25 protein-coding genes and 2 pseudogenes are annotated in these 26,979 nt (G+C 71.3%); 12 read left to right on the top strand and 15 right to left on the bottom strand.

The genetic code is table 11. The annotated features are described in order from the left end of the window. Window positions 1–1,161 (bottom strand): gamma-glutamyltransferase (locus tag ABZ656_RS30900; protein ID WP_360271999.1); only part of this gene is annotated, 1,161 nt, incomplete at its 3' end. Window positions 1,162–1,635: 474 nt separating this feature from the next. Here ABZ656_RS30900 and ABZ656_RS30895 point away from each other — a divergent pair. From ABZ656_RS30895 to ABZ656_RS30860, 8 genes and pseudogenes are all read left to right on the top strand, one after another. Then, window positions 1,636–2,154 (top strand): hypothetical protein, encoded by a 519-nt coding sequence (locus ABZ656_RS30895; RefSeq protein ID WP_101401751.1) that lies wholly within the window; start codon window positions 1,636–1,638, stop codon window positions 2,152–2,154. 82 nt (window positions 2,155–2,236) lie between these two features. Next, the gene (locus tag ABZ656_RS30890; RefSeq protein ID WP_101401750.1) at window positions 2,237–3,079 is read left to right on the top strand and encodes a DUF4097 family beta strand repeat-containing protein; all 843 of its coding nucleotides are present in this window, start codon (window positions 2,237–2,239) and stop codon (window positions 3,077–3,079) included. A 76-nt stretch (window positions 3,080–3,155) separates the two neighbouring features. After that, a pseudogene (locus ABZ656_RS30885) lies at window positions 3,156–3,632 on the top strand (ATP-binding cassette domain-containing protein); the annotation flags it as partial. 311 nt (window positions 3,633–3,943) lie between these two features. Continuing rightward, the gene (locus ABZ656_RS30880) at window positions 3,944–4,594 is read left to right on the top strand and encodes a class I SAM-dependent methyltransferase (protein ID WP_360271994.1); all 651 of its coding nucleotides are present in this window, start codon (window positions 3,944–3,946) and stop codon (window positions 4,592–4,594) included. 710 nt (window positions 4,595–5,304) lie between these two features. After that, window positions 5,305–5,721 carry an SAV_915 family protein gene (locus tag ABZ656_RS30875; protein ID WP_180362163.1) on the top strand — a complete coding sequence of 139 codons (417 nt, stop codon included), beginning with the start codon at window positions 5,305–5,307 and terminating at the stop codon, window positions 5,719–5,721. A 9-nt stretch (window positions 5,722–5,730) separates the two neighbouring features. Continuing rightward, window positions 5,731–7,125 (top strand): diaminopimelate decarboxylase, encoded by a 1,395-nt coding sequence (gene lysA, locus ABZ656_RS30870; protein ID WP_360271991.1) that lies wholly within the window; start codon window positions 5,731–5,733, stop codon window positions 7,123–7,125. Window positions 7,126–7,258: 133 nt separating this feature from the next. After that, complete coding sequence (kdpF, locus tag ABZ656_RS30865) at window positions 7,259–7,348, top strand: K(+)-transporting ATPase subunit F (RefSeq protein WP_101403875.1); 90 nt, start codon at window positions 7,259–7,261, stop codon at window positions 7,346–7,348. 86 nt (window positions 7,349–7,434) lie between these two features. Next, a pseudogene (locus tag ABZ656_RS30860) lies at window positions 7,435–7,986 on the top strand (potassium-transporting ATPase subunit B); the annotation flags it as partial. Between the two features lie 617 nt (window positions 7,987–8,603). Here ABZ656_RS30860 and ABZ656_RS30855 read toward each other — a convergent pair. Further along, window positions 8,604–9,155, bottom strand: coding sequence for a GNAT family N-acetyltransferase (locus ABZ656_RS30855; RefSeq protein WP_360271988.1), 552 nt, complete (start codon window positions 9,153–9,155; stop codon window positions 8,604–8,606). A 143-nt stretch (window positions 9,156–9,298) separates the two neighbouring features. On the opposite strand from ABZ656_RS30855, the gene ABZ656_RS30850 reads away from it, so the two are divergent. Beyond that, entirely contained in the window at window positions 9,299–10,363 is a 1,065-nt protein-coding gene (locus tag ABZ656_RS30850) for a biotin/lipoate A/B protein ligase family protein (RefSeq protein ID WP_360271985.1), read from the top strand. Here the strand turns inward: ABZ656_RS30850 and ABZ656_RS30845 are convergent. From ABZ656_RS30845 to ABZ656_RS30830, 4 genes are all read right to left on the bottom strand, one after another. After that, window positions 10,336–10,467, bottom strand: a complete 132-nt coding sequence (locus ABZ656_RS30845; protein ID WP_360271982.1) for a hypothetical protein — start codon at window positions 10,465–10,467, stop codon at window positions 10,336–10,338. The genes ABZ656_RS30850 and ABZ656_RS30845 overlap by 28 nt on opposite strands. Then, window positions 10,449–11,009, bottom strand: a complete 561-nt coding sequence (locus tag ABZ656_RS30840) for a DUF4232 domain-containing protein (protein ID WP_180362162.1) — start codon at window positions 11,007–11,009, stop codon at window positions 10,449–10,451. Before ABZ656_RS30840 ends, ABZ656_RS30845 begins: the two co-directional genes overlap by 19 nt. 62 nt (window positions 11,010–11,071) lie before the next feature. Next, window positions 11,072–11,740, bottom strand: a complete 669-nt coding sequence (locus tag ABZ656_RS30835) for a response regulator transcription factor (RefSeq protein WP_101401745.1) — start codon at window positions 11,738–11,740, stop codon at window positions 11,072–11,074. Beyond that, the gene (locus tag ABZ656_RS30830; protein WP_101403874.1) at window positions 11,737–12,849 is read right to left on the bottom strand and encodes a sensor histidine kinase; all 1,113 of its coding nucleotides are present in this window, start codon (window positions 12,847–12,849) and stop codon (window positions 11,737–11,739) included. Before ABZ656_RS30830 ends, ABZ656_RS30835 begins: the two co-directional genes overlap by 4 nt. 216 nt (window positions 12,850–13,065) lie before the next feature. On the opposite strand from ABZ656_RS30830, the gene ABZ656_RS30825 reads away from it, so the two are divergent. The 3 genes from ABZ656_RS30825 to ABZ656_RS30815 all read left to right on the top strand — a co-directional run bounded on the left by ABZ656_RS30825 (window position 13,066) and on the right by ABZ656_RS30815 (window position 15,685). After that, entirely contained in the window at window positions 13,066–14,067 is a 1,002-nt protein-coding gene (locus ABZ656_RS30825; protein WP_360271977.1) for a carboxymuconolactone decarboxylase family protein, read from the top strand. Next, window positions 14,064–14,897 carry a class I SAM-dependent methyltransferase gene (locus ABZ656_RS30820; RefSeq protein ID WP_101401743.1) on the top strand — a complete coding sequence of 278 codons (834 nt, stop codon included), beginning with the start codon at window positions 14,064–14,066 and terminating at the stop codon, window positions 14,895–14,897. The genes ABZ656_RS30825 and ABZ656_RS30820 overlap by 4 nt, the downstream gene beginning before the upstream one ends. A gap of 122 nt (window positions 14,898–15,019) precedes the next feature. Further along, window positions 15,020–15,685 (top strand): hypothetical protein, encoded by a 666-nt coding sequence (locus ABZ656_RS30815; protein ID WP_101403873.1) that lies wholly within the window; start codon window positions 15,020–15,022, stop codon window positions 15,683–15,685. A 76-nt stretch (window positions 15,686–15,761) separates the two neighbouring features. Here the strand turns inward: ABZ656_RS30815 and ABZ656_RS30810 are convergent, their stop codons facing one another. From ABZ656_RS30810 to ABZ656_RS30770, 9 genes are all read right to left on the bottom strand, one after another. Then, complete coding sequence (locus ABZ656_RS30810; protein WP_101401742.1) at window positions 15,762–17,288, bottom strand: NCS1 family nucleobase:cation symporter-1; 1,527 nt, start codon at window positions 17,286–17,288, stop codon at window positions 15,762–15,764. Window positions 17,289–17,474: 186 nt separating this feature from the next. Further along, a complete protein-coding gene (locus ABZ656_RS30805) occupies window positions 17,475–18,494 on the bottom strand; it encodes a TIGR03842 family LLM class F420-dependent oxidoreductase (RefSeq protein WP_101401741.1) in 1,020 nt (339 codons plus the stop codon). 18 nt (window positions 18,495–18,512) lie between these two features. After that, window positions 18,513–19,916, bottom strand: coding sequence for a dihydropyrimidinase (gene hydA, locus ABZ656_RS30800; RefSeq protein WP_101401740.1), 1,404 nt, complete (start codon window positions 19,914–19,916; stop codon window positions 18,513–18,515). A gap of 142 nt (window positions 19,917–20,058) precedes the next feature. After that, complete coding sequence (locus tag ABZ656_RS30795; RefSeq protein WP_101401739.1) at window positions 20,059–20,901, bottom strand: nitrilase-related carbon-nitrogen hydrolase; 843 nt, start codon at window positions 20,899–20,901, stop codon at window positions 20,059–20,061. A 145-nt stretch (window positions 20,902–21,046) separates the two neighbouring features. Next, window positions 21,047–22,609 (bottom strand): PucR family transcriptional regulator ligand-binding domain-containing protein, encoded by a 1,563-nt coding sequence (locus ABZ656_RS30790; RefSeq protein WP_101401738.1) that lies wholly within the window; start codon window positions 22,607–22,609, stop codon window positions 21,047–21,049. A gap of 25 nt (window positions 22,610–22,634) precedes the next feature. Continuing rightward, window positions 22,635–23,918 carry an aspartate aminotransferase family protein gene (locus tag ABZ656_RS30785; RefSeq protein WP_101401737.1) on the bottom strand — a complete coding sequence of 428 codons (1,284 nt, stop codon included), beginning with the start codon at window positions 23,916–23,918 and terminating at the stop codon, window positions 22,635–22,637. Further along, a complete protein-coding gene (locus ABZ656_RS30780) occupies window positions 23,915–24,757 on the bottom strand; it encodes a nitrilase-related carbon-nitrogen hydrolase (protein WP_101401736.1) in 843 nt (280 codons plus the stop codon). Before ABZ656_RS30780 ends, ABZ656_RS30785 begins: the two co-directional genes overlap by 4 nt. Window positions 24,758–25,010: 253 nt before the next feature. Next, window positions 25,011–26,627 (bottom strand): hypothetical protein, encoded by a 1,617-nt coding sequence (locus tag ABZ656_RS30775; protein WP_360271968.1) that lies wholly within the window; start codon window positions 26,625–26,627, stop codon window positions 25,011–25,013. Between the two features lie 56 nt (window positions 26,628–26,683). Continuing rightward, on the bottom strand, window positions 26,684–26,956 hold the full coding sequence (locus ABZ656_RS30770; RefSeq protein WP_067362435.1) for a helix-turn-helix transcriptional regulator: 273 nt from the start codon (window positions 26,954–26,956) through the stop codon (window positions 26,684–26,686). Between the last annotated feature and the right edge of the window lie 23 nt (window positions 26,957–26,979).

Here is a 26,979-nt window from a genome sequence, read left to right as displayed (position 1 = left end):
GTTCGGCGTGCGCAGCAAGAGCACATCTTCGACCGGCTCCCCGGTGGCGACCTCGCGCGCGTGGCCGCTGATCGCCGGGGTGCGCCCTCCGGGGCTGCCGGGACGCAGCTCGCCGGAGGCCTTGTGGCCGATGAGGGCGCGCCGCTCGGCGTTGTACTCCTGCGACAACAACTCGTCGAGGGGCACCTCGGCAGCGTCCCCGTACCAGGCCTCCCGGTCGGCCATGGCCAGCTTGCAGCCCTCGACGAGCAGGTGGACGTACTCCGCGGAGCCGTACCGCGGCAGCCGGGGCGGGAGCAGGGCGAGCTGCTGGAGGAGGACAGGGCCCTGGCTCCAGGGGCCCGCCTTGCACAGGGTCCAGCCGCGCCAGTCGTACGTCGCGGGCGCCTCGTAGCTCGCGGACCAGGAGGCCAGGTCGGGGGCTGTCAGGGTGCCGGTGTGACGCTTTCCGCTGGTGTCCATGGTGGGCCGCCGGGCCTGCCGTACCAGGGCCTCGGCGATGAAGCCCGAGCGCCATACGCGTCGCGCCGCCTCGATCTGCGCCACGCGGCCGGTCTCCCCGGAGACCTCGGCGAGCAGCCGGCGCCAGGTCGCGGCGAGCGCGGGATTGCGGAACAGTTCGCCGGGACGCGGCGCCTTCCCGCCGGGCAGATACACCTCGGCCGACGAGGTCCACTCCGTCTCGAAGAGCGCGCGCACCGACTCCACGGTCTCGCCGACCCGCTCCACGGGCGGGTGTCCGTCTTCCGCGTAGCCGATGGCGTACTTCATGACGTCGGCGAGGGACCTCGTGCCGTGGTCGCGCAGGAGCAGCATCCACGCGTCGAAGGCGCCGGGCACGGCGGCCGCGAGCGGCCCGGTGCCGGGTACGAGATCCAAACCGAGTCCCCTGTAGTGGGCGATCGTCGCCCCGGCGGGCGCGACGCCCTGCCCGCACAGGACACGCACCTCGCCGCCCGCCGGGGCGAGGATGATCGGGACCTCGCCGGCGGGTCCGTTGAGGTGCGGCTCGACCACGTGCAGCACGAAGCCCGCGGCGACGGCGGCGTCGTACGCGTTGCCGCCGTCCTCCAGGACGGCCATCGCCGACTGCGAGGCGAGCCAGTGCGTGGAGGACACCATGCCGAAGGTGCCCTGGAGGGTGGGGCGGGTCGTGAACATACGGCCTCTCACCTCGCTGCTTCCGCTCATCGGCCGGATCGACCGGCGCTCAGGATCGATCCTGGGGAGTTATCCGGGGAGTTCGGGTCAGATCTCTCCTCGCTCCGCTCCCCCAGCAGGCTATCGATCACCCTGCGCCCCTCCTTCCCCGCCTCCGGCACGAGGGATGCGTACGTGTGCCTCAGCACATGGAACCCGTCCTTCGGTGCCGCCTGACACTGCCAAGGTTTCGCCCCCTTGACGCGCGGGGGAATGAGGCCGGCCCTTGCGAGCGCCGGTGACACCACTTGGCACCATCCGGCGCCACCCGGTGCCATTCCACGCCCCAACAGCGCATGAGCGCGTATGGCACCACAATGGCTCGGGATAGCCTCTTCATGTTTCCGCAGGTAGGGCGACTTCCCCCAAGACCCTCCCCGCACAGGACGCCACCCGGGCTTGCGCATGACGCCATAGTGGTGTCACGATGGCGTCATGGATCTCACTCCGTATGTCGACAGCCTCCGCCGCGAGCTCGCGGTGGCCGCCGAAGCCGGCGGCGACGAAGCCCGCGAGCTGGCCGAGAGGCTCACCGCTCCCCTGGAGTCGGCGACCCGGCTGACCATGCTCAACGTGCTCTCCGCCGCGATGGACGAGATCACCCGCGAACTCGCCCCGGGCTCGGTCGACGTACGGCTGCGCGGACTGGACCCCGACTTCGTGGTGACGCTGCCGCCCGCCGACGGCGGCGCCCCCGCGGAGCCGACCGCGCCCCTCGAACCACTCAAGGCCCCTGCCCCGGCCGACGGCGACGAGGGCGGCACCGCCCGCGTCAACCTGCGCCTGCCGGCCCACCTCAAGGCCCGTGCCGAGGAGGCAGCGAGCGGCGAGGGCCTGTCGGTCAACGCGTGGCTGGTGCGCGCCGTGTCGGCCGCGGTCGACGGCGGCACGCGGCCGCGCACGACGGAGACGACCCGCACCAACGGACAGAGCTTCACGGGCTGGGTGCGCTAGCCGCGCCCACGCCCGCACCACTTCACTCACACCGCGTCCCACCAGCGGGGACGTCCCAAGGACTCATGAGGACGGGACAGCCATGCCTTCTTTCGACACTCCCGAACCGATTTCGGTCACCGCCTACGTGTACGCCGGTTCCATCGGGTTCACCGCCGGCGACCGCCTCGACACCGTCGTCGAGGTGCGGCCACGCGCCCCGAAGAAGGACCTGGACGTACGGACGGCCGACCAGACCGAGGTCACCTACGCGAGCGGCGTCCTGACCGTCACCACGCCCAAGGCCAACCTGCTCGGGCGCGGCGGCACCGTCGACGTGACGGTCGAACTGCCCGCGGGCTCGAACATCGACGTGACCGGCGCCGGGGCCCGTGTGCTCGGCGAGGGCCGGCTCGGCGAGGTCCGGGTGAAGACCTCGGCCGGCGACGTCCGCCTCGACACCACCGGCCCGCTGCAACTGAAGGCGTCGCACGGCTCGGTCACCGTGGAACGGGTCGACGGCATGGCCGAGATCACAAGCAGCACCGGTGACGTGCGCGTCGGCCTCGTCGACGGCCCCGCCGTCCTGAAGAACTCGCACGGCGCCACGACCGTCGGCACTGTCACCGGCGAGCTGCGGGTGAGCGGCGCCAACGGCGCCATCGACATCGCGCGCGCCGAGGCCTCGGTCACCGGCACCACCACCAACGGCGGCCTTCGCGTCGCCGAAGTCGCCCGCGGCACCGTCCAGCTGGAGACCGCCAACGGCCCCATCGAGGTCGGTATCCGCGAGGGCACGGCCGCCTGGCTCGACGTCAGCTCCAACCGCGGGCAGGTACACAACGCACTCCCCGCCTCCGAGGCCCCGGCAAAGACCGAGGACACCGTCAAGATCCGCGCCCGGACCAATTGGGGCAACATCGACATCCTTCGCGCCAAAGCCTGAGCGCCGGCCCCGCGAACTTGCCCGCTCCCCAGTCACTTCGGCCTCCGAACGGGAGGACTCCATGTCTTCATCTGTCATGCCCACATCCAGGCGGAGTGGCGGTCAGCCGTCGCCTGCCGCCGTCTCCACCGTCGGCCTGCGCAAGTCGTACGGCGACAAGACCGTCCTCGACGGCATCGATCTGCGCATACCGGCCGGGTCCGTGTTCGCGCTGCTCGGGCCCAACGGCGCCGGCAAGACCACCGCCGTGAAGATCCTGTCCACGCTCATCAGCGCCGACGGCGGCCAGGCCCAGGTAGCGGGCCACGACGTCGCCACGTCGCCGGACGGGGTCCGTGCCGCGATCGGCGTCACCGGGCAGTTCTCCGCCGTCGACGGCCTGATCACCGGCGAGGAGAACATGCTCCTCATGGCGGACCTGCACCACCTGTCCAAGCCCGAGGGGCGACGGGTCACCGCCGAGCTCCTGGAGCGGTTAGACCTCGTCGACGCCGCCAAGCGCGCAGGGCCCGGCGCACGGGGCGTGTCCGCTGGTATTGGCGACCGCCGCCTCGTCGGCCAGGTGCTCAGCGACGTGGTCGCGGAAGTCGTCCAGCAGTTCTTACGGGGCAGGTCGGCGAGCAACCCGAGCACCAACCGCCAGGCCCGCCACCGTGGTTCGAGCCGATCGGGTGGCCGTCGCCGAAGTGGTGAGGCGGGGTGGCCGACAGACGGCAGCGCCGATAGCGTGACCGCGTGGACCAGGATGAACGGCTACTGCACGCCTCGTCGTTCGGCGCAGCGGCGGTCGCATACGCCGAGCACCGTCCGGACTACGCGCAGGCCGCGGTGCGCTGGGCGCTCGAGCCCGCTCCCGGCCCGCGCGTGCTCGACCTCGGCGCCGGAACCGGCAAGCTGACCGCCACGCTGGTCGCGCTGGGTGCCGAAGTCATTGCCGTCGAGCCCGACCCGGCGATGCTGACCGAGCTGCGCCGCTCGCTGCCGGCCGTCCGTGCCCTGTCGGGCAGTGCCGAGGCGATACCGCTGCCGGACGCGTCCGTCGACGCCGTGCTGGCCGGCAACGCCATGCATTGGTTCGACATGGCCGTCGCTGGACCCGAGATCGCCAGGGTCCTCGCACCAAGCGGCATCCTGGCCGGTCTGTGGAACGTCGTGGACGACCGGGTCGAGTGGGTTGCCGGGCTCGCGCGGGTCAGCGGGAGCGAGGCCATCGGCCCGCGTGACACGCCCACCGGCTGGCGCGCCGAGACGGCAGACATGCACCTTCCAAAGACCGACGTGGCCGCCCGGTTCGGCTCGCCGGAGCAGGCCGAGTTCCCGCACGGGCAGCGCCGCACCGCCGACTCCCTCGTCGCGACCATCGCGACACGCGCGGGGGTGCTGGTGATGCCAGAACAGGAACAAGAGGCCACGCTGGGCCGGATCCGCGCATTCCTCGCGAGTGGACCGGAGACCGCCCGCGGCGAGTTCACCCTCCCGATGCTGACCGGCGTGCTGCGCGTCCGGCGGCTGTGAAGCGTCACACGGAAACGTTCGGCGCCCTCCTTGGACCGCCCGTGCGGATACTTTGCGGAGGCCGGGGGGCAGGCCAGAAGGAACACTCTGACCTGCTGAAACGTGAATTCGGCGTCTGATCCGCCGGGCGAGGAATGTCATCGGCCCCTCAGAACAACCAGCTGGGCGGCCCTGGTACTCGGTGGCCGTTCGAGGAGTCCGCACCGCCCTCCGGGAGCGCGGGGACTGTTCCTGGGCGACGGCCCCAGCCCCAGGTAGTGGATACGCGTGCCCTCCCGCCGGGAGTCGACCAGGATGAGCACCGCGACCGCCCGGTCGGCGGCAACTGCGTCCCACGACGTAACCGACTCGATCCCGTACGCGTCCGTACGCGCTGTGGACCACTGCGTCGGGTGCCTTGTCGTGCCGTGACACCTCGGTGATTGATCTGCCTGACGATCCCGCGCCGACACGCCTTCGGCCGCTCCCGTCCTGCCGCCAGCGGCCGAGGACGACCCCGGTGCTGCCCCGGTGCGGTTCTGCCCGCGGTCTCGGGGCGCGCCGCTGACCAGGCATCCTCCCGCCCATCAGCGTCGCGTTATGGGTCGGGGACTTCCCGTCAAGCATCCGTCAGTGAGGGCCCCCGTACCCGCTCGGGCGGGCATAGCTTCATCGAAGCGCCCGGCCGATCCGACCGAGCGGCGCACGTCGCCTTCTTCAAGGAGCCGCACATGTCTCCAGTCGAGCATTCCGAGGACCCCGAGCCTTGTGAACGCGTCCCGGCCGGACTCCTCTTCGTCCCTGTCCGGTCGGGGCCCGCGGGCTGTACGGCCCGGTTCTTCCGCACCCCCCTCGGCGGCCGTACGGCCGTCGGCTTCACCTCGGCGGCGAAACTCACCGCCACACTGGGCCCGGACCAGGCCTCCATCAGGCTCTCCGAACCCGCGCTGCGCGCCCTCGCCGCGCCGCTGGGCGTCACGGCCCTCACCGTCGACCCGCAGTTCTCCGCCCCCTCGGCCGACCGGACCGCGGCCACGGCCCGTGAGCGCGAGAACTCCTGGCGTCGCTGGCATCCCCAGCACGTCGGCGCCCTGCGGGTGACCGGCGCCGCCGCCGTCATCGCGTGCCTGAACCTGCTGATCGGCTGAGGAGGCGTCATGTCCATTCAGGAACTGTCCGCTCAGGAACTGCACCCGGCACCGGCACCCGGGGCCGACAGCCCCGGCGAAGCAGCCCACGCCGACGCGCGAGACGCCGAAGGCCTCTCCGTCTGGCCCCGCTCCGCCCGCCCCGAACCCCACGGGGACGTCTCCGTCGGCGGTGTCTCCCTCGCCGAGGCCGCCGACCGCTTCGGCACGCCGGTCTACGTCCTCGACGAGCACGAGGTCCGCGAGCGCTGTCGCGCCTACCGCACGGCGTTCCCCGACGCCGACATCGTCTACGCCGCCAAGGCGTTCCTGTGCCGGGCCATGGCCCACTGGGTCCAGGAAGAGGGCCTGGGGCTGGACGTCTGCTCCGCCGGGGAACTCGCGCTCGCCGTCACCACCGGCTTCCCGCCGGAAAAGATCGTGATGCACGGCAACGCCAAGAGCCCCGAGGACCTCCGCACAGCCCTCCGGCTCGGTGTCGGACGCATCGTCGTGGACAGCACCTCCGAAATCGCCCGGCTCGCCGCGATCACACCCGCCGGTATCCGCCAGCCGGTCATGGTGCGCGTGGTACCCGGCATCGCGGCCGGCGGACACGCCAAGGTACGCACCGGCACCGACGACCAGAAGTTCGGCCTGTCACTCACGGACGGCTCCGCGCAGCACGCCGTCACCCGGATACTCGACCAACCACATCTCGAACTCGTCGGCCTGCACTGCCACATCGGCTCACAGGTCGCCGCCGTGAAACCGTACGTCGCGGCGGTGCGGCGCATGGTCGGGCTGCTGGCCCGCATCCGCGACCAGCACGGCATCGCCCTCCCCCAGCTGAACATCGGCGGCGGCCACGCCATCGCCTACCGCCCCGGCGAGGAACACCTGAACATCTCCGTCCTGGCCGGGCGGGTCCGCGCCGAGCTGGAGGACGGCTGCGCCCGCGCCGGACTGCCCGTGCCCCGGCTCACCCTCGAACCCGGCCGGGCCATCGTCGGCCCCGCCGGGGTCGCGGTCTACCGGGTGCTGGCCGTCAAACGCACCGGCGCGCACACCTTCGTCGCGGTCGACGGCGGTATGAGCGACAACCCCAGGCCCGCGCTGTACGGAGTGCGGTACGCGCCCCGGCTCATCGGCCGCCCCTCCTGCGCACCATCCCGCCTCGTCACCGTCGTGGGCCGCCACTGCGAGGCGGGCGACATCCTCGCGGACGAGGTCGCCCTCCCCGGCGACGTACGCCCCGGTGACCTCCTGGCCGTCCCGGCGGCCGGCGCCTACCACCTCTCCATGGCCTCCGGTTACAACCTCGTCGGCCGCCCGCCGGTGGTCGCGGTGTCGGACGGCATCGCCCGTGTGCTCGTACGGCGTGAGTCGCTGGACGACATGAGCCGCCGGGACGTCGGGCTGTAACACCGAGTCCCTTCCCTGGATCTCCGCCGGGCTCCACCTCGGCGGAGGACTGCCCGTTGTACACCACGGGCAGTCCGAAAGATCACTGAATACCCCCTATCTGCATACCTCTATGTGTGAGGACGAGGTCTCGATGACCGTCGAAAACACCGTCGGCCTGATCGTGGCCGTCTCACTGCTCGCCTACCTCGTGGTAGCCCTGATCAAGCCGGAGAAGTTCTGATGTCCGCTCCCGCCGAGACCCGGCCCGCGCCCGTACCGGAATCCCCTCCGCCCGGCCCCGGGCAGCCGCGCCGGGTCGGCGCCGGAATGCTCGATCCGACGCAGCTGTGGCGCGCGCTCCCCCAGGCGCTGCGCAAGCTGAATCCGGTGGCCCTGTTCCGAAACCCGGTCATGTTCGTGACCGAGGTCGGCGCCGCCCTCACCACCGGCATCGCGGTCTTCCACCCCGGCCTCTTCGGCCGGCTGATCGCCGGCTGGTTGTGGCTGACGGTGGTCTTCGCCGACCTCGCCAAGGCCGTGGCCGAGAGCCGGGGCGAGGCACAGGCCGACTCGCTGCGCGGGACCCGGCAGCAGACCACCGCCTGACGCCTCGCGGGCCGGGAGCCTGGGGCAACTCAGGACGCCTACCTCGAAGAGGCCGTCGCCGCCCGCGAGTTGAGGCGCGGCGACATCGTGTCCGTACCGGCCGGGGAGCTGATCCCCGGCGACGGCGACGTCATCCAGGGCGGCGCCGCGAGCTTCGACGAGTCGGCGATCACCGGTGAGTCCGCGCCGCTCGTCCGCGAGTCGGGCGGCGACCGCAGCGCGGTCACCGGCGGCACCCGGGTGTTCTCCGACCACCTCGTCGTACGGATCACCCAGGAGCGCCGTCGGCCGACTGCTGCATCGACGCACCCGATCGCTTCCTCCCCGCCCCCGCCACCGCCACCGCCTTCGGCCAGGTCACCCCGTGGGAGCGCATGGTGGACGTACAGCGCACGCCGCCCTCCTCGACACCCCGTCTCCCATGGGGCGTGACAGTGCGCCGGCTGACACCCGAGCACGCCCCCGCCCTCGCCGAGCTCGGCACCGACGCGCATGGATCCGCAGCACATGGGGCGGACCGACCGCTCTCGCGGCCTCCGGTCCCGGCTGGGCCGCCTTCCGCAAGGGCCGCATCCTCACCGTCGCCTGCGCCTGCCTACTGAGCAGCACATACGAGGACATCGCCTGCGTCACGGTCCCCGAGCACCGGCGCGAACACCGCGCCATCGCCTGCGTCACCGCCCTGTGCACGGACATCGGCCGCCCGCGGCCACACCACGAGCTGGTCCTGCTCCCGCGACAACCGCCCCAGTCTCCTGCTCGCCTGGACCGCCGGTTTCCGACTGGAGCGCGAGTACGTTCACTACGTGGCCGGAAGTCCGACGCGGTACGACCACCTCACCGCACAGCCTCCAGCCGGCCATCTCCTCCGGTGCGATCGGTATCCCGATTCATGCCCCACCTCCGAGGACCCTGAGGGCGGGGATCCGGTACAGCACACACTGGCGAAGTGGCCCTTCGGGCACGCTCGGATCCTCGAAGTCGTCCGCCGGGTCCCGGGTCATGCCGATCCGGCGCATGACCGCCTGGGAACGAAGGTTGTTGACGGTCGTCGACGCAACGACCTCCGACAGCCCCAGGGTCTCGAAGCCGAAGGCCAGGCAGGCCAGGGCGGCCTCGGTGGCGTAACCGTGACCCCACGCCGAACGTGTCAGCCGCCATCCGACATCCACCCCCGCGAACGGCATGTCCTCGCCCACCTCGTCCAAGCCGACGCGGCCGATGAACTCACCTGTCTCCCGTGCTTCGAGCGCCCACCACCCAAAGCCTCGCTCGTCGAACTGAGCCCGCATGAGGGCAACCACGGCATCGCTCTGCTCCCGCGTCAGCAGCTCCCCCAGGTGTTCTCGGACTTCGGGATCGGCGTTCATCGCCGCCCACGGTTCGAGGTCGGACTCCCGCCACCGGCGGAGCAGGAGACGATCGGTAAGCAGTTCCGGCATGCCGTCCAGCCAACGCCATCACGATCAGGGTGTCGATCGGTTATGTCGAACAGGTCGAACCCCGCGGAGCTGGGCCCGCGCCGACCGGAATCAATCATCGCGGGTGGACGTTGCCGCTCCTGGGACGGAACGGAGGCGCATCGGTGCACGGTGAGTACAAGATTCCCGGCGGCAAGCTCGTCGTGGTGGATCTGGACGTCGAGGACGGAGTGCTGCGCCACACGCGCGTGGCGGGCGATTTCTTCCTCGAACCGGACGAGGCGCTCGACGCCGTGAACCACGCGCTGAACGGCGCCCCGGCGGACACCGACGCGACGGGCCTCGCGGCTCGCGTCGACGCCGCGCTCCCCGAGGGCACCGTCATGTACGGGCTGACCTCGGAGGGCATCGGAATCGCGGTGCGCCGGGCGCTCGCGCACGCCACCGACTGGACGGACTACGACTGGCAGCTGATCCACGAGGGCCCGCAGTCCCCGGCGCTGCACATGGCCCTGGACGAGGTCCTGACCACCGAGGTCGCCGCGGGCCGCCGCCCGCCCACCCTGCGTGTGTGGGAGTGGGGCGCCCCGTCCGTGATCATCGGCAGTTTCCAGTCCCTGCGCAACGAGGTCGACCCGGAAGGCGCCGCGCGCCACGGCATCGAGGTGGTGCGCCGGATCTCCGGGGGCGGCGCGATGTTCGTGGAGCCTGGCAACACCATCACCTACTCGCTCTCCGTGCCGGAGGCGCTCGTCCAGGGACTGTCGTTCCAGGACAGCTACGCGTATCTGGACGACTGGGTGCTCGGCGCGCTCGGTGACATGGGGATCAAGGCCTGGTACCAGCCGTTGAACGACATCGCCACGGAGCAGGGGAAGATCGCGGGCGCCGCCCAGAAGCGGATGGTCGGGCCGGGTGGCGGACCCGGCGCCGTGCTGCACCACGTGACCATGTCGTACGACATCGACGCCGACAAGATGGTCGAGGTGCTGCGCATCGGCCGCGAGAAGCTCTCCGGCAAGGGCACCAGGAGCGCGAAGAAGCGGGTGGATCCGTTGCGCCGGCAGACCGGGCTCGCGCGCGAGTCGGTCATCGGACGGATGATCGACTCGTTCCGCGGCCGATACGGGCTGACGGACGGCAAGGTGACCGCGGAGGAACTGAACCGTGCCGAGGAGCTGGCCCGGACGAAGTTCGGGTCTCAGGAGTGGACGGCAAGGGTGCCGTAGCCGGACGGGCGCTCCCAGGAACGGCCGGTCGGGGTCTTCAGGAACAGCCGGTCGGGGTCTTTCAGGAACAGCCGGTCCGGTTCTCTCAGGACACGGACACCCACGCCGTCGTCCCGAGCGTGTTCTGCGGACCGATGTCGAGAGGCTCCGCGGGCCGTACGTTCAGGGCCTCGCGCCCCTGCTGCGGGACGACCCGGAGGTACGTGCCGTCCTCGGCGGCCATCCGCCAGTACAGGCCCGCCCGCGCGCTCTCGCCCGGGTCGAGGGTGAGCGGCGCGGCGCCGGGGTCCTCCGGCGCCATGAACACCTCGTCCGTCCCCTCGACGGTCCGCACGCCCGTGAGCGGGGCGCCCTTCTCGTCGAGGACGCGGATGGCCGGGTGGCCCTTCACCTCGTACGGCCGCTCGGAGCAGTTGGTGAGGGTGAGGGTCATGGCCCGCAACCCCATGGCCCCGTCGACGGGGCCGGTGCCGAGGCGCACCCCGGACGGCGGGCAGCCGTGCGCCTGTTGGACCGCGACGGCGGGCGAGCGGGCCGCCTTGGGCTTGTGGGCGGGTTCGGTGAAGAGACCGCAGGCGCTCAAGGCGAGCGTCAGCGCACCGGCGAGGGCGAGGGCGCGTAACGGTCCCAGGTCTGTCGCGATCACCGAGCGATCATCCCACGCCACTCCTGCGCCGCCTGCCGCCTCGACCACATCCGACGCACCCCTCAGTTCGCACTCCCCCGCGCCGTCACCAAGCCCGACTCGTAGGCGAACACGACCAGTTGGGCCCGGTCGCGGGCGCCGAGCTTCGTCATCGCCCGGCTGACGTGGGTCTTGGCGGTGAACGGGCTGATGACCATGTGCGCGGCGATCTCCTCGTTGGTCAGACCGCGCGCGGCGAGCGCCGTCACCTCGCGTTCGCGGCGTGTGAGGCACTCCAGGCCGGGCGCGGTGGCCCGGTCCGGGGGCCGGGCGACGAACTCGCCGATCAGGGTGCGGGTCACGGACGGGGACAGCAGCGCCTCTCCCCGTGCGACGACCTCGATGGCCTGGAGCAGGTCGGCGGGCTCGGTGTCCTTGAGCAGAAAGCCGCTGGCCCCGGCCCGCAGCGCCTCGAAGACGTACTCGTCCAGGCCGTAGTTGGTGAGCATGACGACGCGTACGGCGGACAGTTCCGGGTCCGCGGCGATACGGCGGGTGGCCTCGATGCCCGACATCACCGGCATCTGTACGTCGACAAGGGCGATGTCCGGCAAGGACGCGCGCACCAGCGCGAGGCCCTGCTCGCCGTCGGCGGCCTCGCCCACGACCTCGATGCCGTCCTCGGCGTCGAGCAGGGCGCGGAAACCGGCGCGCATCAGCGCCTGGTCGTCGACGAGCGCGACCCTGATCACGGCACCTCCTCCGGTATGCCCAGCGGCAGTTCGGCGCGCACCGAGAAGCCGCCCTCGGTGCGCGGTGCGGCGTGCAGGGTGCCGCCGAGGGCCGTGACACGTTCGCGCATGCCGGTGAGGCCGATGCCCGGGGTGGGCGGACGGGACGGGTCGGCGCCGCCGTCGTCGTCGACGGATATCGTCAGGTCGTCCGCGCTGTAGTCGAGTTGGACGGCCACCTTGGCGGGGCCCGCGTGGCGCGCGGCGTTCGTCAGGGCCTCCTGGACGATGCGGTACGCGGCACGGTCCACGGTCGCCGTGAGCGGACGCTCCTCGCCGCTCACCGTCAGTTCCACGGCGAGGCCGGCCGCGCGGGCCCGCTCCACGAGCAGCGCGGGGGTGCCGCTCGGCTCGTCGGTGCGCAACACCTCCAGGGTGGCCCGCAGTTCGCGCATCGCCTCGCCGCCCGCCTCCTGGATGGCGAGCAGCGCGGGCGAGACCTCCTCACCGCGTTTGCGGGCGAGGTGGACCGCGACGCCCGCCTGGAGCTTGACGATCGAGATGCTGTGCGTGAGCGAGTCGTGCAACTCGCGGGCGATCCGCAGCCGTTCCTCGCCCGCGCGGCGCAGGGCCGCCTCCTCGCGGGTGCGTTCGGCCTCCATCGCGCGCTGTTCCGTCTGGCGCAGATACGCCTGCCAGTTGCGGTCCGCGAGGCCTGTCACCAGGGCGCACAGGAACCAGCCGGCGAGCAGGAGAGAGCGCTCGACGCTTCCGCGCGCCGTGAGGTCCGTCGTCACGAATGCCGCCAGGAACAGGGCACTCGCGAGCGCCGCCACCCCTCGGTGACCCGCTCGGGCCGCCGTGTGGACGGCACCGAGGACGGGGAGGGCGGCGAGGGTGCCGGGGTGGGCGTGCAGGACGTACGCCGTCGTGGTGACCGTACTGACCGCGAGTACCCTGCGCGGGGCTCGGCGGTAGGCCGCCAGGGCGAGGGAGCCCGCGGTGATCAGCGCGTAGTCGGCGGGAGTCGCGCCGTCGCCGACCGCGGCCGCGGTCATGACGAGGGCACCGACCACGACCCCGAGGGCCGCGTCGGCCAGGTGCCTGCGGGTGACCTGGTCCAGCGCCATGTTCCGCACGATAGACGGCCGTTCGGACAGTGGCGTCAGACCTGTGGAGGGGGCCCGGCGTACTCCGCCTGGAGTAGATCACGGCGCACGCGGGCCGGGTGGGCGTAGCCCGGACTGTCTTCCGGTGGACGACGACCGTGGACGGATCCCCGGAGGAGGGTGACAACGGCGGCCGGGCCGGCGGCCCCGCCCTCATTCCCTACAAGGAGGCTCCCCATGCCCAGCCCCTTCCGATACACCACCCCGTCTCCGCCCAAGCCGGCCACCGGCCGTGTGGCGGGCGTCTACGCCCAGCTCGCCGACGACTTCGGCATCGGGCGCGCGGTGACCTTCGTCGTGCTCTCGCCCGCTCCCGATCTCATGGCCTCCGCCTGGGCGTTGATGCGCGAGTCGCTGATCGCGGGCGCGGGCAGCCGGACGGGGAAGGAACTCGCGGCGCTCGGGGTGTCCGTGGCCAATCGGTGCCCGTTCTGCGTCGACGCGCACACGATGCTGCTGCACGCGACCGGGGACCACCGGCTCGCGGAGACGGTGGCGCGCGGGGGGACCCCCGCCGACGAGGAGCACGCGCGTGTGCTGGCGTGGGGCGGGGCGACCCGGATCCCGGGGGCGGCGGAGTTGGCGCCGTATCCCTTCCCCGTCGCACATGCCCCCGCCTACATCGGCACGGCTCTGTCCTTCCACTTCATCAACCGCGTGGTGTCGGCGCTGCTCACCGAGAGTCTGCTGCCCGGCAACGCGCAACGGTTCCGGGCGGTGCGGAGTCTGGCGGGGCGGTCCGTCGCCCGGACGGTGCGCCGGCGACCCGCGCCGGGTGCGGGCCTGGAACTCCTCGACGACCCCGGGCCCGGTCCGGACTGGGCACGCGGGACCACCGTCGGCCCTGCCTACGCCGCGCTGCGAGCCGCCGCCACCGAGGGAGAGGGCCTTCTCGACGAGGCCGACCGGATCCTCGTACGGGAGACGCTCCGGGACTGGGACGGCTCGCACCCCCCACTCGCGTGGGACGGACTCCCCGACCGTTCGCGGCCCGGAGCGCGGCTCGCGCTGCTGGCCGCGCTGGCCCCGTACCGGATCACGGACGAGGACGTGACGGCCTGGCGTAAACCCATTCATACCGACCACTGTTTGGTGCATCTGGTGGCGTACGGCGCGTTCGCCGCCGTCGACCGGATCGAGAGCACGCTTCCCGCCCGCACGGCCGAGGAGACCGCATGACACAGATCGCCAACTTTGCTCAGGCGCAGGCCTGGAACGGCACTCTCGGCAACCACTGGGCGAGCCACCACGAGCGCTATGACGCGCTCGTGTCGGGCCTGAACACCGCGCTCTTCGACGCGGCGGCGATCGCTTCGGGCGACCGCGTCCTGGACGTCGGCTGCGGGGCCGGTGCGACGACCCGGATCGCGGGCCGGCTGGCGGCGCACGGGCACGCCGTCGGGGTCGACATCTCGGCACCCCTGCTCGACCAGGCCCGGGCGACGACCGCCGCGGAGAGGGTCACCAACGTCGCGTACGAGTTCGCCGACGCCCAGATCCACCCCTTCCCGGCCGCCGGATACGACGTCCTGATCAGCCGGGGCGGGGTGATGTTCTTCTCGGACCACGCGGCGGCGTTCCGGAACCTGTCGCGCTCGCTGCGGCCGGGAGGGCGGCTCGCGTTCGTCTGTCCGCAGCCCGTCGGCCCCGGGGCGGAGGAGTCACGCGCCCTGAGCCTTTTCGGAAAGCTCCTGGACGAACCGGACGCCGCAACGGTCGCCGTCCAGGCCGCCATGGCCTCCCTGTCCGACCCGGCGCGCATCCGCGAGGTTCTGCACGGGTGGGACGACGTGACGGTGACTCCGGTCGCGACGGAGACGACATGGGGGCGCGACGCCGCGGACGCCGTCGGCTTCATCCTCTCCCGCGCGCCAGGCCGGACGGTCGACGCCGACACACGCGCGGCCCTGCAGGACACCTTGCGCCCTTATGAGACGGATCGCGGTGTTCGACTCCGGGCGGCGGTGTGGCTGGTGACGGCGAAGTGGCGCACGGACGGTCCCCAGTGAGGCACAGTCACCACACAGCCACGGAGTGAGTTGGCACTTCCGCCCCACAGGGAGTCATGTGACACTGGCGTTCCGTCCGCAGTGTGGACTCCCTCCGCACCGTCCCCCACGAGAAGTGCGCCGTGCATTCTCTTCCTCTGCCACTCGCCCTCACCGCGCGCCTGCTGCCGGTCGCGGTCCTCGCCTGCACGGGCTGGGCCATGTCGTCCGGCACGTCGACGACGACTCCGGCCGCCACCGAGCACAAGTCGCCCCAGACGACGCAGTCCCCGTCGGGCCCCGCGGCGACGACGGTCGCGAAGACGTACACCGCGGCCCCCGCGCCCTGCACCGGCGTGACGGAGAAGACGGTCAAGGCCCTTGTCCCGGGCGCCAAGACGGCCGGTCAGGAGATTCCGTCGACCGACAGGACGGTGCGCCGCACCTGTTCCTGGAACGCGCTCAAGGGCTTCGACTACCACTGGCTGGACGTCTCGTACGAGATCAAGGATTCGGACGAATCAGCGCAGAAGTCCTATACGGGGCGCGTCGCGGACAAGAGCGGCGGAGGTGCGGTTCCCGGCCTCGGTGACTCGGCCTACTCCGTCGTGAACCTCACCACCACGGACAAGCAGCAGACCCGTGAGGGGGTGGTGATCGTCCGCGCGTCCAACGCGCTGGTGGTCGTCACGTACAACGGCAGCAACTTCGAGACGAAGAAGGCGCCCAGTACGGACGAGATCAACAAGGGGGCCATCAAGGCCGCCAAGGACGTGGTGGCGACGCTGGAGAACGGCCAGAAGGGCTGACCGTTCTCCAACCGCCGCGCTGATCCGACAGCTGTTCTCCATCAGCCGTTCTCCGACGGCTGCCCTCCCTCACGTGTCAGACGGCGGTCTTCTCCTTGCCCCGCAGCAGCATCAGCGCCAGGTACAGCACCATGGACGTACCGAGTCCGACCGCCCAGCCGTAGTCGGCCAGGGACTTCAGCGCCGGGATGGGCCGCCCGTCGATCAGCGGATGGAAGTCGGCGCCGCCGACGGCCAGGACGCCTCCGGTGACGAAGGCGGCGACGGCCCGCCAGTTCCAGCCGCCGTCGTACCAGTACCGGCCGCCCGTGCGGTACAGGTCGGCGAGGTCGAGCTTGGTGCGGCGCAGGATCCAGTAGTCGGCGATGAGGATGCCGGCGACGGTGCCGAGCAGACCGCCGACCAGTCCGAGCCAGGTGAAGATGTAGCCCTGCGGGTCGGAGTACAGCTTCCAGGGGAAGATCAGCACGCCGAGGACACAGGTGGCGAGTGCGCCGGCACGGAAGTTGATCTTCCGCGGTGCGAGGTTGGAGAAGTCGAAGGCCGGCGAGACCAGGTTGGCCGCGATGTTCACGGACAGGGTCGCGACCAGCACGGTGACCAGCGCATAAAGGAGGCCGAAGACGTTGTCGGTCTTGGCGGCCAGCTGGACCGGGTCCCAGATGGCCTCGCCGTACACGGCCTGCGAGCCCGAGGTGACCATGACCGACAGGAAGGCGAAGAGCGTCATCGTGGTCGGCAGACCGAGCGCCTGGCCCCAGGTCTGCGCCTTCTGGCTCTTGCCGTACCGGGTGAAGTCGGGGATGTTCAGCGACAGCGTGGACCAGAAGCCGATCATGCCCATGAGCGAGGGCCAGAACAGCTTCCAGAAGTCGCCGCCCCAGCCGAGCTTCGAGGGCTGGTCGAGCAGCGGGCCGAAGCCGCCCGCCTTGCTGCTCATCCACCACAGCATCGCACCGGCGCCGACGAGCACGAAGGGCGCCGCCCAGTTCTCGAAGCGGCGGATCGTCTCCATGCCCCGGTAGATGATGGCGACCTGGAGCACCCAGAAGATCGCGAACGACAGCCACATGGTCCAGGCGTATCCGCCGACCTTCGAGGCGTTGGCCCAGCTGTCGCCGAAGAGCTTCCCGGCGAGGAAGTAGATCGCCTCGCCGCCGATCCAGGTCTGGATGCCGAACCAGCCACAGGCCACCAACGCCCGTACGACAGCGGGCAAGTTGGCCCCGCGGACACCGAAGGAGGCGCGGGCGAAGACGGGGAAGGGTATGCCGTACTTCGGCCCGGCATGCCCGGTGAGCAGCATCGGGACCAGCACGATCAGGTTGGCCAGCGCGATGGTGAACACGGCCTGCTTCCAGTCCATGCCGACGGCTATCAGGCCGGAAGCAAGGGTCCAGGAAGCGGTGTTGTGGGCCATGCCGACCCAGAGCGCCGAGAAGTTGTACGTGGTCCACGTGCGCTTCTCGACCGGGACCGGCAGCAGGTCCTCGTTGGCGTAGGGGCCGCTGGGCGTGGGCGCGTCGGGCGCGATCTCCACCCGGCCGTCGGTGAGCGTGACTTGAGCGACGGGCGGGCCCTCGCTGGGGACGGTCTCGGTCATGGGCAGGCCAATCAAGTGAGGAGTGACGGGAGAGGCCGTGCGGGTGACACCGTGGGGGGTTGTGCGGGTGCGGTGATCCCCTTCCCCGGACGGAGGGAAGGGGACGTATGGGGAGGGGGAGCGGTGGCCGGGGTACGGCCGGCGGTGCGGCGGGCGGCCGGAGGCCGGCCGCCCGGAGCGGAGCTGTCAGCCGTTGACGGCCGGGATGACCTTCGACCCGTACGCGTCGATCACGGCCTCCTGCGCGTCGTGCATGTCGTACACCGCGAACTGGTCCACGCCCAGCGCGCGCAGCGCGTTCAGCTTCTCGATGTGCCGCTCGGCCGTGCCGATCAGGCAGAACCGGTCGACGATCTCGTCCGGCACGAACTTGGTGTCGGGGTTGTCGCTGCGCCCGTGGTGGGAGTAGTCGTAGCCCTCGCGCGCCTTGATGTAGTCGGTGAGTTCCTCGGGCACGGCGGCGGAGTGCTCGCCGTACTTGGAGACCAGGTCGGCCACGTGGTTGCCGACCATGCCGCCGAACCAGCGGCACTGCTCACGCGCGTGGGCGAGGGCCTCCGGCGAGTCGTCCTCGGTGATGTACGCGGGCGCGGCCACGCAGATCTTCACCTCGGAGGGGTCACGCCCCGCTTCGACGGCCGCGTCCTTCACGGCCTTGACCATGTATTCGGTGAGATAGAGGTCGGCGAGCTGGAGGATGAACCCGTCGGCCTCCTCGCCGGTCATCTTCAGGGCCTTGGGACCGTACGCGGCCATCCAGACCGGGAGTTCGGCACCCGGCTTGACCCAGGGGAACTTGACGACGGTGCCGCCGAGGTCGGCCTCCTCGCCCCGGCCGAGGGCACGGATGACCTTCATCGCGCCGCTGATCCGGGCGAGCGTGTTGGGCTTGCGGCCGGCGACACGCATCGCCGAGTCGCCGCGCCCGATGCCGCACACCGTGCGGTTGCCGTACATGTCGTTGAGCGTCGCGAAGGTCGAGGCGGTGACCTCCCAGGTGCGGGTGCCCGGGTTGGTGACCATCGGACCGACCGTCAACTTCTCGGTGTTGGCGAGGATCTGACTGTAGATCACAAAGGGTTCCTGCCACAGCACGGCCGAGTCGAAGGTCCAGCCGTACGTGAAGCCGTTGCCCTCGGCGCGCTTCATCAGGTCGATGACGCGGGAGGCCGGGGGGTCGGTCTGCAGGACGAGTCCGAAGTCCATGGCGCCACTCCTAGTCGCTCAGAGAAGGTACTGACAGGTGGAGCGGGGGGTGTAGACGCCGTGACCCGCGCGTCCGGTGAACTCCCGCTCGGTGATGACCGGTTCGCCGCGCGAGAGCACGGTCTCGACCTGCCCGGTGACGCGCTTGCCCTCGTACGCCGAGTAGTCGACGTTCATGTGGTGGGTCTCGACCGACATGATCTGCTCGGCGTGCGGGTCGTAGATGACGATGTCGGCGTCGGCGCCCGGCGCGATGGTGCCCTTCTTCGGGTACAGGCCGAACATCCGGGCCGGGGTGGCGCAGGCGATCTCGATCCAGCGGCGGCGCGAGATGTGCCCGTCGACGACGGCCTGGTGGAGCAGGTCCATGCGGTTCTCGACGCCCGGGAGGCCGTTGGGGATCTTCGAGAAGTCGCCCCGGCCGAGCTCCTTCTGGCCCACGAAGCAGAAGGGGCAGTGGTCCGTCGACACGACCTGGAGGTCGTTGGTGCGCAGGCCCCGCCACAGGGCGGCCTGATGCTCCTTGGGCCGAAGCGGTGTGCTGCACACGTACTTCGAGCCCTCGAAGTCCGGTTCCGCGAGGTTGTCGGTCGACAGGAACAGGTACTGCGGACAGGTCTCGCCGAAGACGTTCAGGCCCTCGTCACGCGCTCGTGCGATCTCGGCGACCGCCTCCTGCGCCGAGACGTGCACGACGTACAGCGGAGCGCCCGCGACCTGGGCGAGCTTGATGGCCCGGTGGGTGGCCTCGGCCTCCAGGAGCGCCTTGCGCACCTCGCCGTGGTAGCGCGGGTCGGTCTCGCCGCGCGCCAGTGCCTGTTCCACGAGGACGTCGATCGCGATGCCGTTCTCCGCGTGCATCATGATCAGGCCGCCGTTCTCGGCGGAGCGCTGCATGGCGCGCAGGATCTGGCCGTCGTCGCTGTAGAAGACGCCGGGGTAGGCCATGAACTGCTTGAAGGAGGTGACGCCCTCCTGGACCAGCAGGTCCATCTCCTTGAGCGTCTCCTGGTTGACGTCGGAGACGATCATGTGGAAGGCGTAGTCGATGGCGCAGTTGCCGTCGGCCTTGGCGTTCCAGGCGTCGAGGCCCTCGCGCAGCGAGTGGCCGACACTCTGCACCGCGAAGTCGACGATGGTGGTGGTACCGCCCCAGGCCGCGGCCCGGGTGCCCGTCTCGAAGGTGTCCGAGGCGAAGGTGCCGCCGAAGGGCAGCTCCATGTGGGTGTGGGCGTCGACGCCGCCCGGGATGACGTACTTGCCGGTGGCGTCGATGGTCTTCTCGGCCGTCCACGACTCGGCCGCCGGGGTGCCGGTCGCGGCGAGGGCGGCGACCCGGCCGTCCTCGATCAGGACGTCGGCGTGGATCTCGTCGGACGCGGTGATGACGAGGCCATTACGGATGACGGTACGGCTGCTCATGCTCCCTCTCTCCTGCCGTGCGCTGAAAACTGCGGGTCACTCGTGGCTGGTCGCGCCCAAGCGGCAAAGCCGCGCGATGCCACAGCCCCGCGCCCCTTTTCGGGGGCGCGGGAAGCCCGGCGGACTCCAGGGCCCCGCCGGGCTACGGCGCGGTCAGCGGCTCGTACGCGTCGGGACGGCGGTCCCGGTAGAACTGCCAGCGGTCGCGCACCTCGCGCAGCTTGGCCATGTCGAGGTCGCGGACGACGAGTTCGGTCTCCTTGTCGCTGGCCACCTCCCCGACGAACTGGGCCTCCGGGTCGACGAAGTACGACGTTCCGTAGAAGTCGTTGTCGCCCAGCTCCTCCACGCCCACGCGGTTGATGGCGCCCACGAAGTACTCGTTGGCGACGGCCGCCGCCGGCTGCTCCAGCTGCCAGATGTAGGAGGACAGTCCGCGCGAGGTGGCCGACGGGTTGAACACGATCTCGGCGCCCGCGAGGCCCAGCGCACGCCAGCCCTCCGGGAAGTGCCGGTCGTAGCAGATGTAGACGCCGATCTTGCCGACGGCGGTGTCGAAGACCGGCCAGCCGGCGTTGCCGGGACGGAAGTAGAACTTCTCCCAGAAGCCCTCGACCTGCGGGATGTGGTGCTTGCGGTACTTGCCGAGGTACGAGCCGTCCGCGTCGATCACGGCGGCCGTGTTGTAGAGGACGCCGGGCTGCTCCTCCTCGTACATCGGCAGGACGAGGACGAGGCTCAGTTCCTTGGCCAGCGCCTGGAAGCGCCGGACGATCGGGCCTTCGGGGATCTGCTCGGCGTACTCGTAGAACGCCTTGTCCTGGACCTGGCAGAAGTAGGGCCCGTAGAAGAGCTCCTGGAAGCACATCACCTGTGCGCCCTGTGCGGCCGCGTCGCGGGCCGCCTGCTCGTGGACCTGGATCATCGACTCCTTGTCGCCGGTCCAGGCAGTCTGGAAGACGGCGGCGCGGATCACTCTGCTCATCGGGACCTCCGGTCGCTCGGTGTGCGAGGAGCCTAGAAAGCCCGGACGGCCGCATTGAGTTGCACCGTGTCACGTCTGAGGCGCTGTGCCGTTCCACGGTGTCACCCCCGCGTTGTCCCATGTTTCACCTGAGCCGTCCCGTGTTTCACCGTTGTTGCGCGTCGTGTGCGAGCAGTGCGATGTGTACGGAGGCGGCCTGCTCGAAGTCGTCGAGGTCGACGCCGAGCCGGGCCTCGATGGCCTCCAGCCGGCGGTAGAGCGCGGGCCTGCTGACGTGGTGGAGCTGCGCGGTGCGGGACTTGTTGCGACCGGTCGCGAGGTAGGTCCGCAGCACGGGCAGCAGCTCCGACTCGGCATCGGCCCCGCACAGCAGGCCGTCCAACTCCCGCTCGGCAAAGGACTGGACATTCGGGTCATCGCGCAACAGCCGTATCAGGCCCCGCAGATGGACGTCACGCAGTCGTACGAGCACCGGCTGGTCCTGGTCGGCGGGTGCGTCGGCGGCGGCCTCGGCGACGTGCAGGGCCTCACGCAGGCCGCCTGGGACGTCGTCCCAGGCGGTACGGGGCGCGGCCGCCGCCACGGTCGTACGGATGCCGGTCTCATGGCGCAGTCGCAGCGCGAAGTGGGCGGCCAGCGCCTCCGCGTCCTGATCGCGGGCGAGGCTGAGCAGCACGGCGGTGGCCCCGTCGGCAAGCTCGGCGACCAGTCCCGGCAGCCCCAACAGCCGTAGTACACGGTCGAGTTGCCCGGGGTCTCCGTCCCGTACCACCAGCGGCACGAAGGCCCGCCGGTTGACGGGCAGCCCGGCCGCCCTGGCCCTCGGAAGCAGCTGCCGCGCCGGTACGACCCCGCTCACCAGGTCCGTCAGCAGGCTCTGTGCGGACTCCTCCTCCCAGGTGTGCACGGAGCCGCCCAGCATCCGGTGCAGGACCAGGGCCTCGGCGGCACGGTCGGCGAGCAGCCGCCCGGTGGCGGCATCGCCCCGGTAGCCGCACAGCACGATGCGGCCCCATCTCTCGCCGCGCCCGCCCAGCTCGGCGCGGATCCAGCCGTCACCCTCGCTGCCGCCCGCCTGCCGGGCGATGCGCTCCCAGTCGCGCAGCACGTCGTCCACCGCGGACCGCTCCCCCGCCGTGGCGAGGACGCGGTGGGCGAGGTTGGTGACGACGACCGGGCACGCGGCGTGCACGGCGATCTCGTCGAGCATCCGTTGCAGGGGTGCGCCCGTGGTGATGAGCCCGGTGAGCGCGGTCCGTACGGCCTCGGAGAGGCTCACGGCCGCGAACTTGCTGCGGACGAGCCGGGACTGGACCTCCTCCGTCAGCTCGGCGAACGGGAAGGGCCGGTGGAGCACCACCATGGGCAGTCCGCAGCGCTCGGCGGCCCGGCGCATCACGTCCGGCGGGGTCGGGAAGGCCCGGCCGAGTCCGAGGACGACGGCCGCCGCCTCCGCGCGGTGCAGCGAACGGATGTACTCGGCCTGCGCGTCCGGGTCGCCCGCGAGCAGCACCCCGGTGGTGAGCACCATTTCCCCGCCGCTGAGCATCACGCCCACGTCGGCGGCCTCGGCGACGTGCACCCAGCGCACGGACCGGTCGAGGTGGCCCGCGCCGGCCACCACCTCGGGCTCTCCGGCGAGCACCCGGTCCAGGGCGAGGACCTGGCGTACCGACAGGGCGGGTTCCAAGGCGGTGGCGGTGGTCATGGCACGTTCCCTTGCTCAGAACTTCTTACTGGATACACCTCAGCGCGTGCTCGAGAATCGCCGCGCCCTCCTCCGCCTCCGCGACGGTGAGGGAGAGCGGCGGTGCGATGCGCAGCACGCTGGTGTTGTGACCGCCGCCCTTGCCGATCAACAGGCCGTCCTGGCGGGCCGCTTCGAGCACGGCCGCGGCACCTTCGGGGTACGCCTCGTCGGTACCGGGCTTGACCAGCTCGACGCCGATCATCAGCCCGCGCCCGCGCACCTCCCGTACGTGGTCGAGCGGCACGGAGATCGCCCGCAGCCGCTCACCGAGCAGACCGCCGACGCGCCGGGCGTTGCCCTGGAGGTCGTGTTCGAGGAGGTACGTGAGGTTCGCCAGGCCCGCCGCCATCGTGATCGGCGAGCCGCCGAAGGTCGAGATGGAGTTGGAGTCGAGGCAGTTCATGATCTCGGCGCGCGCGACGACGCCGCCGATGGACATGCCGTTGCCGATGCCCTTGGCGAAGGTGAGCATGTCCGGCGGGCCCGCTGCGGCGTGCGCCTGCCAGCCCCAGAAGTGCTCGCCGGTGCGGCCCCAGCCGGTCTGCACCTCGTCGGCGATCCAGAGGATGCCGTGCTGGTCCAGGACCTCGCGGAAGGCCGCGTACAGGCCGTCGGGCGGCGCGGTGAAGCCGCCGACGCCCTGGACGGGTTCGGCGATGAGGGCGGCGGGCGGACGGACGTGGCCGAGCAGGTCCTTCAGGTCGTCGACGCAGGCCGCGATGAACTCGGCGTCGCCGAGATCGGCGTACGGGCCGCGGGTGCGGACGCCGCCGTGGACGTACAGCGTCTGGAGCGGCGAGAGGGAGGTCGGCGACCAGCCCTTGTTGCCGGTGATGCCGACCGCGCTGAAGGAGCGGCCGTGGTAGCTGTTGCGCATCGCCAGGATCTGGTTGCTCTGCCGATGGGCGGTGGCGAGCAGCAGGGCCGTGTCGTTGGCCTCGGTGCCGGAGGTGGTGAAGAAGACGCGGGCGTCGGGGATGCCGGACAGCTGGGCGATCCGCTCGGCGAGTTCGACCATCGGCCGGTTGAGGTAGAGCGTGGAGGTGTGGATGATCCGCCCGGCCTGCTCGCTGACGGCCTTCGTCACCTCGGGCAGGGCGTGCGCGGTCATCGTCGTCAGGATGCCGCCGAAGAAGTCGAGGTACTTGTTGCCCTGCGCATCCCAGACGTGGCGGCCCTCGCCGTGGGTGATCTCGATCGGGTCCTCGTAGTAGAGGGCGAGCCAGTCGGGCAGGACGGCCTTGTGGCGTGCGTACAGGTCGCTCACGGCTGCACCAGCCCCTCGTAGGCGTCGGGCCGCCGGTCGCGGTAGAACGCCCACTGCTGCCGGACCTCCTCGATCAGGTCGAAGTCGAGGTCGCGGACGATCAGTTCCTCGGTCTTGTCACTGGCCGTCTCCCCCACGAACTGTCCGCGCGGGTCGACGAAGTAGGAGGTCCCGTAGAAGTCGTTGTCGCCGTACTCCTCCTGCCCGACCCGGTTGATCGCGGCGATGAAGTACTCGTTGGCGACGGCCGCGGCGGGCTGCTCCAGCTGCCAGAGGTAGGCGGAGAGGCCGCGGGAGGTCGCGGAGGGGTTGTAGACGAGCTGGGCGCCGTTCAGGCCGAGCTGCCGCCAGCCCTCGGGGAAGTGCCGGTCGTAGCAGATGTACACGCCGATCCTGCCGACCGCGGTGTCGAAGACCGGCCAGCCCAGGTTGCCCGGTTTGAAGTAGTACTTCTCCCAGAAGCCCTTCACCTGCGGGATGTGGTGCTTGCGGTACTTGCCGAGGTACGAGCCGTCCGCGTCGATCACGGCCGCGGTGTTGAAGTAGAAACCGGACTGCTCGACCTCGAACACGGGCACGACGATGACCATGCCGGTCTCGCGTGCGAGCTCCTGCATACGAGTGACGGTGGGCCCGTCGGGCACCGGCTCCGCCCAGCCGTAGTGCTCGGGCTCCTGGACCTGGCAGAAGTAGGGGGCGTTGAAGACTTCCTGGAATCCGATCACCTTGGCGCCCTGCCGGGCCGCCTCGCGGGCGTGCTCCTCGTGCTTGGCGACCATGGATGCGGTGTCGCCGGTCCAGGTGGCCTGGACCAGAGCGGCGCGTACGACGTTGGCCATGAGCTGCTCCTTCGACGGGACGTCAGAGAGCCTCTACGCCCGTAGACAAAGGCGGTAGAGGCTCGAAAGTAAGCCCAGCGGACAGCCTTGCCAAGACCATCGCCGTTAACCCGCTGAGTCGATCACGTTTCGCACCCCTGTGGGTGAGCGGTCGATCCGGTCCGCGGCGGCTCGACCGGCTCAGGAATGCCTTCCCGGATCGCTCGGGCGGCGAAACCGGCCACGCTCCCGGCCCGTGCGGCCGACCACGCTCTCAGGCCGTGAAGCCGGCCACCCTCAGCGCGTGCACCAGGTCCCAGTGGCGCTCCTCCGAGACACCCTTGGCGGCCGCCAGCAGCAGCGGCACGAGACGTCCGGGGTCCGCCTCCGCGCTGCGGGCCGCCTCCTCCGGGGTGCGGACGCGGACGTAGGCGTCGAGCAGCGCCCGGATCTCGCGCTGCCGCCCCTGGTCGGCCAGGCTCAGCACGGCGGTCCCGATCTCGGGAGCGGGACGGGCGACGCCCTGGCGCAGCATCTGCCTGCCGTCGGCGCTGCGGCCCGCCGCGGCGAGTGCGTCCGCGGCGCCGACCAGCCGGTCCGCGGGGAGCGAGGCGGCCTCCCACAGCAGGGTGGCCCAGTCCGCGTCGAGGCCCGCCCGGTGCAGTTCGGCGGCGAGCAGCGGGAAGCGGGCGGCGGGCCAGTAGGCGACCTCCACGAGCAGGGCGTGCGCCTCGCCGCTGCGGCCCTCGCGGCGCAGCCGGGTCAGGGTCTGGACGGTCTCGGCGGTGGCCCGCCGCGCCTCCTCGTCCGGCGCCTCGGTCCGCGCCGGCGCCGGCGCCTCGGCGGCACCCGCGAAACGGGCTCCACGGGGGGTACGGCCGCTCGGCGCGGCCGGGGCGGACACGGGCGGCGCCGCGGCCTCCGGGACGGCCACAGGGGCAGCCTCGGCCTCCATCATCCCGGCGAAGCGGGCGCTGCCGCGGGGGCGCCGCTTGGAGCGCTGCTCGGGGACGGGGGCGGCACTCGGGGTGGGGGCGGTACCCGGGCTCGGGATGGCACCCGAGCCGGGGGCGGTACTGGCACCAGCGCCGGCACCGGCCTGGTCGTACGGGCCGGTACGGGCGGCCGCCGAATCGCTTAGGGCCGAACGGGCGGCCGCCGGATCGTAGGGCCCGGGACCGGGGGTCGCCGGGTCGCGAGGCGCCACGGGAGCCGGGGCGGGGGCAAAGTGGCCGGTCGCCGCCGGGTCCGCGAAGCGCGGGCGCGGGCCGGACTGCTCCGGGATCGCCGGGCGGCCCTGGGCCGCCGGCTCCCCCACCCGGACGACATCCCCGCCCGCGCCCCCCGAGAAGTCGAACGCGCCCGATACGTGGGTACGCAGGGCGCGGCGGTCCAGGTTCTCCATCCGGTGGCGGAGTTCGACGCATCGGGCGGTGGCCCGTTCGTGGTCGTCGTGGGCCCAGGCGAGGTCGAGCCGGACGGTGTCGGCCTCCTCCTGGGTGGTGGCCGCGTGGAACTCCCGGCTCAGTTCGGCCTGGCGCTCCGCGGCGTAGCGCTGTTCGCGGAGCATGACGTCGAGACGGTCGCCGAGGGCGTCCCGGCCGCCGGGCCGGCCGTCGTAGGCGGCGAGCGAGGCGCCGTGCAGGGAACGGGCGCGCTGGGCCTCTTGGGCCGCGACCTGGGGACCCTGCTCCGCGGCGAGGTCCTGGAGGAGCGCCTCCACGACATCCCACGGGGGCACTTCCCAGCCGTCCAGGCAGGCCCGCATGCCGTCGGGGTCGCGCTGCCAGAACACTGCGCACCAGCCGCCGTCCTGATCGAGCCGTTTCATCAGCCCGCTCAGGTAGCTCGCGAACTCCCGTACTTGACCCGGGAGTTGTTCTACAGCCATCACACGACTCCCCGCCCGACTGGAGTGCTCCGGTCCGGTAGAAAACACCCTTCGTGTTACGGAACGGCTACGGGGAGTTTTCGGACTGGACGCAGAGTCCTGTGATCAATGTCGTCCATGGACAGTCCGAGCGCCCGCGCCAGCGCCGCCACGGTGAAGAAGGCGGGGGTGGGGGCCCGTCCGGTCTCGATCTTGCGCAGGGTCTCGGCCGAGATCCCGGCGGTCGCCGCGACCTCCACCATGCTGCGGCCACCGCGGGCCTCGCGCAGCAACTGCCCGAGCCGCTCGCCGCGTTCGCGCTCTTCGGGGGTCAGGGGGTTACGCACCATGACCACATTCTAATACCGGTATA

The organism is Streptomyces sp. NPDC007095 (genome assembly GCF_040634475.1).
GTDB lineage: Bacteria > Actinomycetota > Actinomycetes > Streptomycetales > Streptomycetaceae > Streptomyces.
This window is presented reverse-complemented; position numbering and strand designations above follow the sequence as displayed.

Coding starts and splice junctions, on each gene's coding strand:
- ABZ656_RS30825 (WP_360271977.1), top strand. CDS start 13,066: ATGCCCAGCCCCTTCCGATACACCACCCCGTCTCCGCCCAAGCCGGCC.
- ABZ656_RS30890 (WP_101401750.1), top strand. CDS start 2,237: ATGCCTTCTTTCGACACTCCCGAACCGATTTCGGTCACCGCCTACGTG.
- ABZ656_RS30875 (WP_180362163.1), top strand. CDS start 5,305: ATGTCTCCAGTCGAGCATTCCGAGGACCCCGAGCCTTGTGAACGCGTC.
- ABZ656_RS30855 (WP_360271988.1), bottom strand. CDS start 9,155: ATGCCGGAACTGCTTACCGATCGTCTCCTGCTCCGCCGGTGGCGGGAG.
- kdpF (WP_101403875.1), top strand. CDS start 7,259: ATGACCGTCGAAAACACCGTCGGCCTGATCGTGGCCGTCTCACTGCTC.
- ABZ656_RS30770 (WP_067362435.1), bottom strand. CDS start 26,956: ATGGTGCGTAACCCCCTGACCCCCGAAGAGCGCGAACGCGGCGAGCGG.
- ABZ656_RS30795 (WP_101401739.1), bottom strand. CDS start 20,901: ATGAGCAGAGTGATCCGCGCCGCCGTCTTCCAGACTGCCTGGACCGGC.
- ABZ656_RS30805 (WP_101401741.1), bottom strand. CDS start 18,494: ATGGACTTCGGACTCGTCCTGCAGACCGACCCCCCGGCCTCCCGCGTC.
- ABZ656_RS30820 (WP_101401743.1), top strand. CDS start 14,064: ATGACACAGATCGCCAACTTTGCTCAGGCGCAGGCCTGGAACGGCACT.
- hydA (WP_101401740.1), bottom strand. CDS start 19,916: ATGAGCAGCCGTACCGTCATCCGTAATGGCCTCGTCATCACCGCGTCC.
- ABZ656_RS30810 (WP_101401742.1), bottom strand. CDS start 17,288: ATGACCGAGACCGTCCCCAGCGAGGGCCCGCCCGTCGCTCAAGTCACG.
- ABZ656_RS30830 (WP_101403874.1), bottom strand. CDS start 12,849: ATGGCGCTGGACCAGGTCACCCGCAGGCACCTGGCCGACGCGGCCCTC.
- lysA (WP_360271991.1), top strand. CDS start 5,731: ATGTCCATTCAGGAACTGTCCGCTCAGGAACTGCACCCGGCACCGGCA.
- ABZ656_RS30780 (WP_101401736.1), bottom strand. CDS start 24,757: ATGGCCAACGTCGTACGCGCCGCTCTGGTCCAGGCCACCTGGACCGGC.
- ABZ656_RS30775 (WP_360271968.1), bottom strand. CDS start 26,627: ATGGCTGTAGAACAACTCCCGGGTCAAGTACGGGAGTTCGCGAGCTAC.
- ABZ656_RS30790 (WP_101401738.1), bottom strand. CDS start 22,609: ATGACCACCGCCACCGCCTTGGAACCCGCCCTGTCGGTACGCCAGGTC.
- ABZ656_RS30895 (WP_101401751.1), top strand. CDS start 1,636: ATGGATCTCACTCCGTATGTCGACAGCCTCCGCCGCGAGCTCGCGGTG.